This is a genomic window from Streptomyces sp. NPDC057950, assembly GCF_042887295.1.
Classification (GTDB): Bacteria; Actinomycetota; Actinomycetes; order Streptomycetales; family Streptomycetaceae; genus Streptomyces; species Streptomyces kaempferi.
This window is the reverse complement of the sequence record NZ_JBHVPP010000010.1, coordinates 162,630-176,414: the sequence shown is the minus strand read 5'-3', so window position 1 is coordinate 176,414 and position 13,785 is coordinate 162,630. Positions and strand designations below refer to the sequence as shown.

General features: G+C 67.3%; 10 protein-coding genes. 7 read left to right on the top strand and 3 right to left on the bottom strand.

From position 1 onward, the window contains the following. The first annotated feature begins 40 nt into the window (after window positions 1-40). A complete protein-coding gene (locus tag ACFVTC_RS18630) occupies window positions 41-877 on the top strand; it encodes an amidohydrolase family protein (RefSeq protein WP_390128189.1) in 837 nt (278 codons plus the stop codon). Here the strand turns inward: ACFVTC_RS18630 and ACFVTC_RS18625 are convergent. Beyond that, window positions 862-1,644, bottom strand: a complete 783-nt coding sequence (locus ACFVTC_RS18625) for a FadR/GntR family transcriptional regulator (RefSeq protein WP_390128187.1) — start codon at window positions 1,642-1,644, stop codon at window positions 862-864. The two genes, ACFVTC_RS18630 and ACFVTC_RS18625, sit on opposite strands and share 16 nt — an antisense overlap. 538 nt (window positions 1,645-2,182) lie before the next feature. Beyond that, window positions 2,183-3,199 (bottom strand): LacI family DNA-binding transcriptional regulator, encoded by a 1,017-nt coding sequence (locus ACFVTC_RS18620; RefSeq protein WP_390128185.1) that lies wholly within the window; start codon window positions 3,197-3,199, stop codon window positions 2,183-2,185. 284 nt (window positions 3,200-3,483) lie between these two features. Here ACFVTC_RS18620 and ACFVTC_RS18615 point away from each other — a divergent pair, with 284 nt between their 5' ends. The 4 genes from ACFVTC_RS18615 (at window position 3,484) to ACFVTC_RS18600 (ending at window position 8,410) form a co-directional block, all read left to right on the top strand. Continuing rightward, window positions 3,484-4,797, top strand: coding sequence for an ABC transporter substrate-binding protein (locus ACFVTC_RS18615; protein ID WP_390128183.1), 1,314 nt, complete (start codon window positions 3,484-3,486; stop codon window positions 4,795-4,797). A gap of 121 nt (window positions 4,798-4,918) precedes the next feature. Continuing rightward, window positions 4,919-5,908, top strand: coding sequence for a carbohydrate ABC transporter permease (locus tag ACFVTC_RS18610; protein WP_390128415.1), 990 nt, complete (start codon window positions 4,919-4,921; stop codon window positions 5,906-5,908). 13 nt (window positions 5,909-5,921) lie between these two features. Next, window positions 5,922-6,863, top strand: coding sequence for a carbohydrate ABC transporter permease (locus tag ACFVTC_RS18605; RefSeq protein WP_390128180.1), 942 nt, complete (start codon window positions 5,922-5,924; stop codon window positions 6,861-6,863). Window positions 6,864-6,949: 86 nt separating this feature from the next. Continuing rightward, on the top strand, window positions 6,950-8,410 hold the full coding sequence (locus ACFVTC_RS18600; RefSeq protein ID WP_390128178.1) for a GH1 family beta-glucosidase: 1,461 nt from the start codon (window positions 6,950-6,952) through the stop codon (window positions 8,408-8,410). 766 nt (window positions 8,411-9,176) lie between these two features. On the opposite strand, the gene ACFVTC_RS18595 is transcribed toward ACFVTC_RS18600, so the two are convergent. After that, window positions 9,177-9,794, bottom strand: a complete 618-nt coding sequence (locus ACFVTC_RS18595; RefSeq protein WP_390128177.1) for a PadR family transcriptional regulator — start codon at window positions 9,792-9,794, stop codon at window positions 9,177-9,179. 74 nt (window positions 9,795-9,868) lie between these two features. On the opposite strand from ACFVTC_RS18595, the gene ACFVTC_RS18590 reads away from it, so the two are divergent. Beyond that, window positions 9,869-10,567, top strand: coding sequence for an ABC transporter ATP-binding protein (locus ACFVTC_RS18590; RefSeq protein WP_390128175.1), 699 nt, complete (start codon window positions 9,869-9,871; stop codon window positions 10,565-10,567). 5 nt (window positions 10,568-10,572) lie between these two features. Then, window positions 10,573-13,395, top strand: a complete 2,823-nt coding sequence (locus ACFVTC_RS18585; protein WP_390128413.1) for an FtsX-like permease family protein — start codon at window positions 10,573-10,575, stop codon at window positions 13,393-13,395. The last annotated feature ends 390 nt before the right edge of the window (window positions 13,396-13,785 follow it).

The following is a 13,785-nucleotide window of genomic DNA, read 5'->3' as shown; positions in this document are numbered from 1 at the left end:
GGGCGCCGTGGCAACTTGTCGACGAAGTGTGGCACCTCTCATGAACGCAGGCATCGACGCCCACGTGCACCTGTGGAATCGAGCCACGGACCCGCAGGACTGGATCGACCCGAAGACCATGGCGCCGATCGCCCGCGACTTCGGACCCTCCGACCTGAGTGAGATGCTGGCCGCGACCGCACTCGACGGTGCCGTGGTCGTGCAGTCGAGCAATAGTCTCGATGAGAGCATCCGGCTCGCCGAATTCAACTCCGCGGCCATCGTCGGCCTCGTCGCCTGGGTCGACCTCACGACGGAGGTCGAACCTCAGCTCGACCAGATCCGCGAGAACGCCGCTGTACCCGTCGTCGGGGTGCGGCATCTGGCCCACATCGACCCGGATCCGGAGTGGCTGATGCGCGAGGAGATCAGCAGGGGCCTCGCCGTACTCGAGGGTGAGGGCCTCTGTTTGGACCTCGTCGTGCGTGAGTGGCAGCTCCCGCAGGCAACCCGCCTGGCCGCGCGGCACGAGGGACTCCGTTTCGTGCTCGACCACCTGGGCGGCCCGCCCGAGCCCGGGAAGGACAGGAGCAGGTGGGCAATGCGGCTGCGGGATCTCGCGCGGCAACCGAACGTCGTCGCGAAGATCTCAGGACTCACGTCGGGCCTCGCCCCCGGATCATGGCGAGCAGCCGATCTCACCGACACGGTGACGGTCGCCCTGGGATCCTTCGACCCTGGGCGTCTGCTCTACGGCTCCGACTGGCCATTGGCCGAACTCGGCGGGGGAGCGCAGCTCTGGAAGTCCGCTCTGGAAACCCTCCTCAACGGACTCTCCGTCTCGGAAAGGGCACGCGTGTTCGGCGGCAACGCTGCCGACGTCTACTCGCTCTTCTGACCGGCTGCCCGGCCGCGCGCACGTGGCGCGTGGTCGGGCAGCCGACGACGCTCCCACGAGATGTGGATGTGATCATGCATCGCCTTCTGGGCCGCGGCGACGTCCTTCCTCGAGATGGCGTCCACAATCGCCGCGTGTTCGTCCAGCGTCAGAGCGACCGCATCCGGGGGGTCGATGCCCTGGTAGCGGCTGGACTCCACAGCCCGCTTGTACAGATGCTTGGCGATGTTCTCCGCCAGCCGGTTGCCGGAGATCTCCATGAGGGCGTAGTGGAACACCACATCCGCCTGCCGGAAGGAGTCCGTCTCGGACTCGCTTTCACGCATCGTGGTCAACGCGTGCTCCAGCCTCCTCAGCCCGTCTGCACCGCGAGTTGCGGCAACCGCGCCCGCCATCGCCGACTCGAGGCTCGCCCGCACGATCGTCAGTTCGTCAAGGACACCGAGCGTCGCGTCGTTGTCGATCAGCGCGGACAGCACCACCGGATCCAGCATGTTCCAGTAACCCGGTGCGCGCACCTGGGTGCCGCGCCCCTGGGAAACGATCACCAGGCCCTTCTCCTCGAGCCGCTTCACCGATTCACGCAGCACTGTGCGGCTCACGCCGAAGTGCTCGCTCAGCGGACCCTCCGGCGGCAGCAACGCGCCTTCCTGCAGCTGGCCGGTCACGATGAGGTCGACCAGCTCGGCAACGACTGCGACACCCAGGCGGCCGGCGGGCAGGCGGGGCGGGAACAGGCGATGCGAGGGCTGCGACTCAGTTGGCATACGTATGACCTTATCGCTCGGCCAATCCGCGGTCGAAGAGGTTCATCGTTCACGACCCGGCGGGACCATGCCCACCCGTGCGAGGAGCAGATCCGGCATGGAGGGCTGATCTGAAGGCACGCAGCACCCCCTGGGGGCTGGATCCGGCCGGGGCCCACGAAGTCGATCGTCTGCAGGGCCTCATGGAGCTTTTCACCGTGCAGCCGAACCGGCGGTGAACTGCGCTCCGCGGAAACCGCGATGCCCCTCCCCGCAACGACAGGTCGATCAAGCTCCGGTCCGCGGGCTCTGTCGAGGAGCAACTGCCGGTCATCGATGCTCTGATGTTCTGACGTTCCCCGAAGAGGACCGCCGGCACAGGCCACAGCGCGAGTGGGGCGGGCCCGGGTACCACGTCGCTGCTCTCCGTAGGACCCGGGACTTCTGAACGCGCTGCTCCCCGCTCCACGCGTGGCGTTCGCGGCGGTCACCTTGTGTACGGACGGCCGTCGGGTTCCGTGCATCGACCGGATCCACACACCTGGCGGACGCCACTCGGCTACGAGGATTCCCGCACCACTAGTTCGGTGGGAAGGACGATGTGCCTGCGGGGTTCCTCAGGATCATCGATCTCTGCCAGGAGAATGCGGGCGATCGTAGTGCCGATCTCCTCGACCGGTTGGCGCACGCTGGTGAGGGGTGGGGTGCTGTGGCGGGCGATGATGGAGTCGTCGAACCCGATCACCGCCACGTCGTCGGGAACGCGGCGGCCCTGTCGGCGTAGTTCCGCCAGCGCTCCCGCTGCCATGACGTCCGAAGCGACGAAGACGGCGTCGAGCGAGGGGACTTGTCGAAGGAGCGAACGCATGGCGGTCTCGCCGCCCTCCTCGGTGAAGTCGGCCGAGGCCACGAGCCGGTCGGGGACTTCATGACCCGCCTTCTCGAGGGTTTCGCGCCACCCCTGGAGCCTGCTGCGGGCCACGTCCATGTCCAAAGGCCCGCTGATGGTGCCGATCGTCCGGCGTCCCCGGGCGAGCAGGTGCTCGACTGCCGCCGCGGCTCCGCCGGCGTTGTCGGAGTGCACGTGGCTGAGTGACTCGTCGGCCGAGCGGCGCCCGGCGAGCACTGTGGGTAGGCCCATGTCCTCCAAAAGCCCCGGCAGCGGGTCGTGTTCGTGAACCGAGACGAGCAGGACCCCGTCCACCCGCTGCTCCGCCACCGACTCGGTGAGCTGGTCTCGTTCGGACTGATCGCGTACGAGGATGAGGTGCAGTTGCGTCCGGGTCTCGGCCAGAGCCGTGCTGACCCCACGGATGACTGCCGAGAAGTACGGCTCGGAGCCCAGTCGGCTCTCCGACTCGGGTATGACCAGGGCAACGGAGTTGGTCCGGCTCGTCACGAGACCCCGGGCGACGGAGTTCGGGACGTAGTTCAGTTCGGCGATGGCGGCGAGTACCGCGGCCCTGGCCTTCTCGCTGACGAGTTCGGAACCGTTGATGACTCGTGAAACCGTGGTGCGTCCGACGCCAGCACGCGCGGCCACGCTCTTGATGGTCGGGCGTCGCCTACCCCCCATGCCGTCTCCTCGCTCCCTCGCTGTTCCAGCGGCTTTCACCTGCGCATTGTGCCAGATACCGGAAGTGCTCCCGGAGGATGCCGGCGCGGAGGCGCGACATCTCTCGGCAACGAACTGGATTCAACTTCTTGACAGCAGGTGTTGAGTGCGGCCACGCTTCGGGCCTCCGAGTGGGCACGTTCCCATTCTCCATTGGGAACGTGCCCACTAGGACAAATCAGGGCCCTCGGGCTGGACCGTGGGCTCGGACTCCGGTGCGTCAGCGCCGCCGCTAGGAGGACGAAATGGGCAAGGTCCGAAGGAACTTACGTACACGAGCCGTGGCCGGCGTATCGGTCGTATCGGCTCTCGGCCTGGTCGTCGGCTGCGGGAGCAGTGGCAGTGGCGGGACGGGCGGAGGAAAGAAGGACGGCAAGGTCACCATCACCATGGGGCTGTTCGGCGTCATGGGCTTCAAGGAAACCGGTCTGCTCGACAAGTACATGAAGGAGCACCCGGACGTCGACATCAAGGCCGACGTCGCCGGCGACGAACAGACCTACTACACGGCTCTGCAGACCCACTTGGCCGCCGGCAGCGGGCTCAAGGACATCCAGGGCATAGAGATCGGCCGGGCCAAGGAACTCTCCGACACCCACAAGGGCAGCTTCGTCGATCTGGCCGGTGTGGCCGGCACGGACCACTTCCTGCCGTGGAAGCAGAGCCAGGTCACCACCACGGACAAGAAGGTCATCGGCCTCGGCACCGACATCGGCCCGATGGCCGTCTGTTACCGGAAGGACCTCTTCGAGCAGGCAGGCCTGCCGACCGACCGCGAGGAGGTCGCCAAGCTGTGGGAGGGGGACTGGTCCAAGTACGTCGACGCGGGAGTGGAGTTCAAGCAGAAGTCCAAGGGTGACAAGGTCGCGTTCATGGACAGCTCCAGCGGACTGTTCAACGCCATGATCTACGGCCACTCCCAGCAGTTCTACGACAAGAAGGGGGAGTTGATCTATACCTCCAACCCTGTCGTGAAGGACGCCTGGAAGCTGGCATCGAAGGCGGCCACCTCCGGTCTCACCGCGAAGCTCCGCCAGTTCCAGCCCGGTTGGGACCCCGGGCTGGCCAACAGCACCTTTGCCACCACCGTCTGCCCGGCGTGGATGCTCGCGCACATCAGTGAGAAGGCGGGACCGGGGAACAAGGGCAAGTGGGACGTCGCCAAGTCACCCCAGGGCGCCAACTGGGGCGGATCGTTCCTCGGCGTGATGGAGAAGAGCCCCGTGAAGAAGGAGGCGCAGGAGCTGGTGGCCTGGCTCACCGCCCCTGAACAGCAGGCGTACCTCTTCAAGAAGATCGGCAACTTCCCCTCGTCGAAGACCGCACTGGCGATGCCGGACGTCATCGACGCCAAGTCGGACTACTTCAGCGGCGCGCCCATCGGCCAGATCTTCGGCGCGGCGGCCAAGGAGATCCCCGATGAGCAGGTGCTGGGCCGCAAGGACGGCACCATCAAGGACATCTTCTCGCAGGGCCTCAGCTTGATCGAGTCGCAGCACAAGAGCCCGGACGACGCGTGGAAGACCACTGACGAGCGCATCAAGAAGGCCGCCGGCTGATCTCGGGCACCGCTGCCCACCAACGGAGCCGCCCGGCGCTCCACGCACGGCCTGTCTGGGCCGCCGGGCCGGCCTCCGCCCGCTCCCGTCACCCTCCAAGGAAGGACGCCTTGCGGTGGCCATCTCCACCTCGACAACCCCTGACGGACCCCCCGGCGCCACCCTGCCGACCGGGACCGACCCTGACGGGGACCTGCTTCGTCGCCGCACGCTGTTGCACCGCCTCGACGTGCGCGGTGCCCCCTACGCCTTCATCGCGCCGTTCTTCGTCGTCTTCGCCGCCTTCAGCCTCTATCCACTGATCTACACCTGGTGGATCTCCCTGCACCACGTCGAACTGTCGACCCTGAACTTCATGGAATGGGTCGGTTTCGACAACTACACGGCCCTGTGGAACGACGACCGCTTCTGGAACGCGCTGCTCAACACATTCACCATCGGCGTGCTGTCGACCGTGCCGCAGCTGATGATGGCCCTGGGGCTCGCCCACCTGCTCAACTACCAACTGCGCGGCTCCACGTTCTTCCGCGTCGCGGCTCTGACGCCCTACGCCACGTCGGTGGGGGCCGCCGCCCTTGTGTTCACGATGCTCTTCGAACGCGACTTCGGCATGATCAATTGGATGCTGAACCTGGTCGGCGTCGACAACATCGACTGGGAGAACAACAAATGGGCCGCTCAGACGGCGATCTCCACGATCGTCATCTGGCGCTGGACCGGCTACAACGCGCTGCTGTATCTGGCCGCGATGCAGGCGATCCCGCGCGACCGGTACGAGGCCGCGGCGATCGACGGCGCCTCGCGTTGGCAGCAGTTCCTCAAGGTCACCGTCCCCGGGATCCGCTCCACCATCGTCTTCACCATCGTCCTGTCCACCATCGGTGCCACACAGCTCTTCGGCGAGCCCCTCATCTTCGGCCAGGGCCCGAACGGCATCACCGGAGGAGCGGACAACCAGTACCAGACGCTGGGACTGCTGCTGTACGAGGAGGGCTGGAAGAACTACCAGATGGGCCGGGCGGCCACGGTCGCCTGGGCGATGTTCCTCCTGCTCATCGCGGTGTTCGTCGTCCAACAAGTCGTCAGGCGCGTCCTCGCGCGCAGGACGTGACCGGGAGAACCTCATGACCACAGACAGCATCCCGGTCCACACGGCCGACACCCGCCCCATGGCCGCACCCAAAGCACGGAGGAACACCGCGCCCGGGGGACAGGGCCGACGGCTGTTCCGGCACCCCGGTGCCGGACGCCAGCATCACGCGGGACCCGTCGCCTACATCCTGCTGGGTATCGCAGCGCTCTTGTCCCTCTTCCCGCTCTACTGGACGCTGGTGGCGGCTTCGACCGACAACACGCGCGTCACCCAGACACCGCCGCCCTTCCTGCCCGGACCTCATCTGCTGGACAACCTGGGAAAGGCATGGCGGGACGCCGCGCTGGGCAAGGCCATGCTCAACAGCATGATCGTGGCCGGGGTGATCGCCCTCTCCACCGTCCTCTTCGCCACGCTGGCGGGTTTCGCGTTCGCGAAACTCCGCTTCAAGGGCCGCAACATCCTGCTCATGCTCGTGATCGGCACGATGCTGGTCCCACCCCAACTCGGCGTCGTCCCCCTGTTCATGATGATGTCGGAACTGGGCTGGGGCCAGACACTGCCGGCCGTCATCTTCCCCACCCTCGTCAGCGCCGTCGGCGTGTTCTTCATGCGGCAGTACCTGACCGAGGCACTGCCCGACGAACTCGTCGAAGCCGGCCGCGTGGACGGTGCACACTCCCTGCGCATCTTCTGGAGCATCGTGCTGCCGATCGCCCGCGCTCCCATGGCCGTACTCTTCATGATCACATTCGTGCACGCCTGGAACGACTTCTTCTGGCCGTTCATCGTGCTCGACATGACCAATCCGACAGTGCCGGTCGCCCTCACCCAGCTGAGCGCCGGATACGTCCGCGACCAGTCCCTGATCATGGCCGGCGCACTGCTCGGCACGCTGCCCCTGCTCGCGATGTTCGTCGTCTTCGGCCGACAGATCGTCGGCGGAATCATGCAGGGCGCCGTCAAGGGATGAACGGCGCCCCGTCCCCCTGCTCGCACGGCCCTCCGCCGTACGGTGCTTCGCTGTTCCCGCCCCGCAGAACCTCTGGAAGGACTCACGTGACCACCGCTACCCGACGTGTCGCTCCCGCCCCGAACACCACCGACACCAACCGATTCCCGCAGGGGTTCACCTGGGGCACGGCGACCGCCGCGTACCAGATCGAGGGCGCCGCCACCGCCGACGGCCGCACCCCGTCCATCTGGGACACCTACTCGCACACTCCCGGCCGGGTGCGCAACGGTGACACCGGTGACGTGACCACCGACCACTACCACCGCTGGCGGGAAGACGTCGCGATCATGGCCGATCTCGGCGTGAGCGCCTACCGGTTCTCCCTGTCGTGGCCCCGGGTACAGCCCACCGGCCGCGGTCCAGCCGTCCAGAAGGGCCTCGACTTCTACCGGGCTCTGACCGACGCGCTGCTGGAGAACGGCATCGAACCGGTCGTCACGCTCTACCACTGGGACCTGCCACAGGAGTTGGAGGACGCGGGCGGCTGGCCGGAGCGCGTCACCGGCGACCGGTTCGCCGACTACGCGACCCTGGCCGCCCAGGCACTGGGAGACCGGGTGAAGACCTGGACCACCCTCAACGAACCCTGGTGCAGCGCCTTCCTCGGATACGGCTCCGGTGTCCACGCCCCCGGACGCACCAACCCGGTCGCAGCCCTGCGCGCCGCGCACCACCTGAACCTCGCCCACGGCAAGGCCGTTCAGGCCCTGCGCGCCGAACTGCCGTCCTCCGCCAGGGCATCCGTCACGCTCAACATCCATCACGTGCGCGCACTCACCGAGTCCGCCGAGGATGTCGACGCGGCCCGCAGGATCGACGCACTGGCCAACCGCATCTTCACCGGCCCGATCCTGGAGGGCCGTTACCCGCAGGATCTCCTCGACGACACCGCCGGCCTGACCGACTGGTCCTTTCTGCGACACGGCGACACGGCCACGATCCACCAACCGCTCGACTTCCTGGGCGTCAACTACTACACACCCACCCTCGTCTCCGCTGCCACCGGCGAGGCCGGTCACAACTCGGACGGCCACGGGGTGAGCGACCACAGTCCCTGGCCGGGCGCCAGCCACGTCGCCTTCCACCGTCCCCCGGGCAGTACCACCGCGATGGGCTGGGCGGTCGATCCCACCGGACTGTACGACCTGTTGCTGCGCCTCAAGGCGGACTTCCCCGCCATGCCGTTGATGATCACCGAGAACGGGGCCGCGTTCGACGACTACGTCAACCCGGAGGGCGAGGTGACGGACCCGGAACGGATCGCCTACCTCCACGGCCACCTCTCGGCCGTGCGTCGGGCGATCGCCGCGGGTGTCGACGTCCGGGGCTACTTCTTGTGGTCCCTGCTGGACAACTTCGAATGGGGGTACGGCTACAGCAAGCGCTTCGGTGCCGTCTACGTCGACTACCCCACCGGCACGCGCATCCCGAAGGCGAGCGCGCGGTGGTACGCCGACGTCGTACGCAAGGGCAGCCTGCCAGAGAGGAGGGCCGAGACGGAGTGAACGCCCACGGGGCCCCGGCGCTCGGCCCGTTCCTGCGCACTGGCCCTTTCCCGAGCGGTCGCGTGTACCCGCTTGCCGGCGGGATGCCTGGGCCGCGCCCGCCGTGTCTTTCCTGACCTCACGGGAGGAACGAGTACAGGCGCGTCCCGTGCGACCCGTCCGCCCGGCGGAGCGTTTCGTGGAGGCCGCCGGCGAACACTCGCGCGGGAGCGGACGGCGGACGGACGGCGGATCGCCGTCCGCCGCGGGTCCAGCGCCCGCCGCCAGGCCAGGACGTCCTGCGGCGAGGCCTTTTGACCTGCGCCAAGCGGACGGGCCGGTCCAAGTGACAGACCCTTCCTGAGATGCGTACACCCGCAACAGATGCGTACACCCGCAACTGTCCGCCGCGGGCGAGACGTGGCCGGTCCGCGCCGGTGTGGGCACCCCGCTGAGATCGCACCTGCCGGTCGTCTCGGCGCCCGTCCGGTCCGCCAGGTCGGGGCGGGCACGGTGCCGAGCGCAGGGAATCTGCTCGTGCCGCACACCGGCATCCAGTGCCGTCATCTGCCGCAGGGGTTGGGATTCGGCTCCTGCACGGCTTGTTGGCGAGGGCCGGCCGCCCGGAACGAGGACACTGTCCGGGGCCAGGTACATGTTTGCTGAGGGAACTGCTGGCGAATCACCAGCTGGACCGCGCGCGGACGGCTCCGGGCAGCGGTTGAGACCTGGACGTTCATGCCGCACGGCTTGTGCTTCCCCGGACGGCCCGTGCGCGGTGCGTCGACTACGCGGACCTTTCCGCTCCGTCGTCGCTGTCCGTGGCCCTGACGGGGTCGGGCATCTGCTGTTGTGTATGCGCTGACGCTTGCGCGCCCTGTGCTGCGGCGAGTGGGCGCAGATGTTGTGCCGCGCTGTCCAGCAGTGCCAGGTCGGCCTTGGTGTGCGCGATGGCGGCGTCGATCAGGACCGCAATCAGTGGCTTGCCGGTGTGGGCCCGGCGCTGCTGCGCCAGCCCGGCGAGTTCGGACAGGTAGGTCTGGCGCTGAGACTCGATCAGTTTGTCGAGGGTCTGTGGACCCAGGGCCACGGCACCAAGGAGCTTCAGGAACAACTCGTCGCGGAAGCCGCCGACCCGTACCCAGGCGGTGGTGGCCCAGTCGCGCAACTCGCCCTCGCCGGCTTCGGTGAGGGTGTACAGGTTCTTGTCGGGCCGGTCGGTCTGGGTGACTTGTGAGCGTGAGACGTAGCCGTCACGGACCAGCCGTTCGAGGATCTGGTACAGGTGACCGATGTTGAGGCCGCCCCATTGCGGGCCGATGGTCTCCTCGAAGCGCGTCTTGAGTTCGTATCCGTGGTTCGGCCGCTGCGTCAGCAGCGCGAGAACGGCGTGGTGGAGTGGCATATACCTCCCTTCTGTGTTGTGACAGGATACCCCTACATTGCAACAATGTATGAGGGTGGGCTGCATCGATGGCTGTGAGCGTGGCGTTGCGCGGGGTGAGCCGCCGGTATCCGAAACTCGTCGCCCTGGACGGGGTGGACTTGGAGGTTTCCGCTGGTGAAGTGGTGATGCTGACCGGGCCTTCCGGTGCCGGCAAGTCCACGGTGCTACATGTGACAGGTGGAATGGACCAGCCCGACGAGGGGCACGTCGAGATCGACGGGACAAAGCTGGTGCCCCGGGATCTGGACGGTCACCGGCGCCGCATCGGTTTCGTCTTCCAGCGCTTCCACCTGCTGCCCGCGCTGACCGCACTGGATAACGTGCTCGCACCCGTCCTGCCGCGCAGGGTGGACTTCGACCGGCGAGAGCGTGGTACGGAACTGCTCGAAGCGGTCGGCCTGGGCCAGCGGGCCGATGCCCTTCCCTCGCAGTTGTCGGGTGGCCAGCAGCAACGCGTCGCGATCGCACGTGCGTTGGTCAACCGGCCGGGACTGCTGCTGGCCGACGAGCCGACGGGCAACCTGGACAGCGGCATCGGGCGAGAGATCATCGACCTGCTGATGTCGCTGCGCGAGCGGTACGGGATGACGATGCTGATCGCCACCCACGACGCGGAAGTCGCCTCCAACGGCGACCGCGTGGTGCGGTTGCAGGACGGCAGGATCACCTCTGACCAGCGGCTCACGCCCTCCAGCGACGTACTGGACCGGCTGGGGGGCCTGCGCCCGTGATAACGATGATTCTCGACCAGCTCCGGCGGCGGCGCGGGCGCGCACTGGCTCTGGCAGCCGGAATCCTGGTGGCGGCGACCAGCTTCACTCTCCTGACCGCCACAGTGAGTACGAGCAAGGCGACGACGGTGGGCGAGGTACGCCGCAGCGCACGGTCCGCCTACGACGTCCTGGTTCGTCCGCCCGGCTCCCAGACAGCCGTGGAGCGGCAGAGCGGACGGGTCGCACCGAACTTCCTGTCCGGAACGTTCGGCGGCATCACCATGGACCAGTACCGACGCATCCGTGACATGGCCGGAGTGGACGTGGCCGCGCCGGTCGCCAACATCGGCTATCTCGTGGTGGGAAGCTCCGTCACGGTGGATGTGTCCCGCTTCCTGGACAGCGGCGCATCCCGGCAGATCCTGCGGCTCAGCCCCACGCTCACCGCCGGGCTGGGCAGTCACCGCATGTCCGATCAGTACGTCTACCTCACTCGCAAGCCTTTGACGTCGGCACAGAGTTCGGACGGCATCTTCAGATCCGACACGCTGGAAGAGGGCACGACGCAGAAGAGCACCCGGCAGTACCAGTTGAAGGGCAAGTATGACGTCTGCTTCTACTTCAACTGGGACAAGACCGAGCGGACGAGCTTCAACGGGCAACTGCCCATGAAGCCGAACCTCATAGCCGAGGACCGCAGTGGGATGTCCGCGTTCGACCGAGACCTGCACTCGCTGATGAACTGCCAGTCCGGGCAGGACAAGGCCACCATCGACGTCTGGACGGGCTACCCCGTGCTGCTGTCCGCCGTCGATCCGGTCGAAGAGGACCGCCTGGTGGGCCTGGGCGACGCGGTCACCTCGGGCAGGATGCTCACCGAGAAGGACAAACCGTGGGTGCTGTCCTCCACGAAGAGCGTCCACGGGCAGCACGACGCCTACATCCCGGCAATGCTCAGCAGCAACCCGCTGACCGCCGGGACGCTCAAGGCCACTGTCGAGCGACTCGATATCGGTGACCCGGCCGAACTGCCCTCCAAGCTGGGCAACCCGACCGCTGACAGCTTCGTGCGCGGGCTGCACGGCACCCCCGTAGGCCAGGTCCGCGCCGACCTGAGCAAGGGCTACCGAAAGACGCTGGGTGAGGACTCATTCAACACCGACGCCTACTGGACCGTCGGCCCCGTCAGCTACCGGAAGACGTCGGGCGGTGAACTTGCCGCCCAGGCGCTGCCGTCACAGAAGCCCGGCCTGTGGGTGACCAACTCCTCCGAGCAGCCGTTCCCCTACGTCCCCGAGGAAAACCAGGGCGAGCAGTACCGGAAGGTCACCAAACACGCTGCCACAGAGTGCATCGGGCTGGGCTTCTGCGACGGCGTCGACTCAGGGCGTCTGCCCAATCCCTTCGTCCACCTGGTCGGCCGATACAACACCGGGAAGCTGTCCGGCTTCGCACCGCTCTCCGACGCTCCCCTGGAGACCTACCAGCCGCCCCAGGTCACCGGAGCGAACGCAGCCACGCGCAAGGCATTGAAGGACCAACCGCTGCGGCCCGACCGAAACTTGGGCGGATACCTGAGCCCACCGCCCACCATGCTGACGACGATGGACTCGATCACCGCGCTCACCAAGAGCCGCCGGGTCCCAAGCCTGCAGGACAAGGCGCCGGTCAGCGCGATCAGGATCCGTGTAGCCGGAGTGAGCGGCGTCGACCCCGCGTCCCGCGCAAGGGTGAACGCCGTGGCCGGCAGCATTCAGGCCGCCTACCCTGGCCTCCACGTCGACGTCACCGTCGGCAGCTCACCCGCCCCGCAGACGGTGGCGCTGAGCTCCTCGGCGCAGGTGACGGAGCGCTGGGTCGCCAAGGGTGTGGCACTGCGCATCCTCAAGGCTGTGGACACCAAGAGCGCCGTGCTCTTCGTGCTCGTTCTCGTCGTGTGCGCGCTGTTCCTAGGACAGGCCGCACTGGCCTCAGTACGCTCACGCCGCACCGAGATCGGGACCTTGCGCTGTCTGGGCTGGAGCAGCGCAGAGGTACTTCGCCTCGTTCTCGGCGAACTGGCGGTGATCGGCCTCGCCGCGGGGGCTGCGGGCGCAGTGGTGGCCTATGCGCTCGGCCAGGTGCTGGGACAGCCCCACTCTGGTGCCAAGGCACTCCTCGTCCTGCCGGTGGCGCTCCTCCTCGCCACGGCGGCAGGCCTCGTTCCCGCCTGGCTCGCCACCCGGCTGGGGCCGATGGAAGCAGTCCGACCAGCTGTCGCGGCGGTCCATCGCACACACCCGGTGCGTTCGGTGGCTGGACTGGCCCTGCTCAACCTTCTACGGGTGAGGGGCCGCACGTTGCTCGGCGCGGCCGGGCTGGCACTGGGAGTGGCGGGCTTCACGATGCTTCTCGCCATGACGCTGGCCTTCCGGGGCGAGGTGGCCGGATCGCTGCTCGGCAACGCCGTGGTGGCGCAGGCACGCGAGGCCGACTACCTCAGTGTCACTCTGTCCCTGTTGCTGGGCGCGGCCGGCGCCATCGACGTCCTGGTCATTTCACAGCGCGAGCGAGCTGCCGATCTCGCGGTGCTGCGGGCGACCGGCTGGACCAACCGCGAATTGGCGAGGCTGACCCTTTATGAGGGAATCGGACTGGCCCTGCTCGGCGGACTGGCCGGAGCGGTGGCCGGACTGGCGGGGGTGCTGTCCCTGGGGCAAGGCGTTCTGCAGGGACACCTTCTCGCGGTGACCGGCGCCGCGCTCCTGGCCACTTTGACGGCGACCCTCCTGGTGAGCGCGGCGTTGATGGTGCCGATCCGGGCCCTGTCGCGGATCGCCCCCGTTCACCTGCTCGCCGCCGACTGACGACTGAACACGGCACCTTAGGTCCGACACGGAGTGGACTGTAGATCCAGCCGGGGTCGGACCCTGAGAAATCGCGTTTTCGTCTGTCGTTTCCTCCGACGGAGCAGCGCGAGATTGCTCAATTGTTCGACGAGCACACCGCCGTGATCCACGACCTCCAGGGACAGGCCTTCCGAGGATCCGACTGCAGGAAATCATCGGCCTCCTGGCCGGTGCACCAGCATGGCTGGCACTGGCCAGTGTGGCCGAGACCTGTCTCACCCGCCGTAAGGACCAACGCATCGTCGTCTGCACCCAGAAGGGCAGGCCGCATGTCGAGGTGACCGGGGACGTATCGACAGAACAGATTGAAGTACTGCTCCGGGTGGCAGCAGAAGCATCTGTCACGAA

Excerpts from the sequence above, each read along its gene's own strand:
- ACFVTC_RS18630 (WP_390128189.1), top strand. The coding sequence starts at position 41 with ATGAACGCAGGCATCGACGCCCACGTGCACCTGTGGAATCGAGCCACG.
- ACFVTC_RS18625 (WP_390128187.1), bottom strand. The coding sequence starts at position 1,644 with ATGCCAACTGAGTCGCAGCCCTCGCATCGCCTGTTCCCGCCCCGCCTG.
- ACFVTC_RS18620 (WP_390128185.1), bottom strand. The coding sequence starts at position 3,199 with ATGGGGGGTAGGCGACGCCCGACCATCAAGAGCGTGGCCGCGCGTGCT.
- ACFVTC_RS18615 (WP_390128183.1), top strand. The coding sequence starts at position 3,484 with ATGGGCAAGGTCCGAAGGAACTTACGTACACGAGCCGTGGCCGGCGTA.
- ACFVTC_RS18605 (WP_390128180.1), top strand. The coding sequence starts at position 5,922 with ATGACCACAGACAGCATCCCGGTCCACACGGCCGACACCCGCCCCATG.
- ACFVTC_RS18595 (WP_390128177.1), bottom strand. The coding sequence starts at position 9,794 with ATGCCACTCCACCACGCCGTTCTCGCGCTGCTGACGCAGCGGCCGAAC.
- ACFVTC_RS18585 (WP_390128413.1), top strand. The coding sequence starts at position 10,573 with ATGATTCTCGACCAGCTCCGGCGGCGGCGCGGGCGCGCACTGGCTCTG.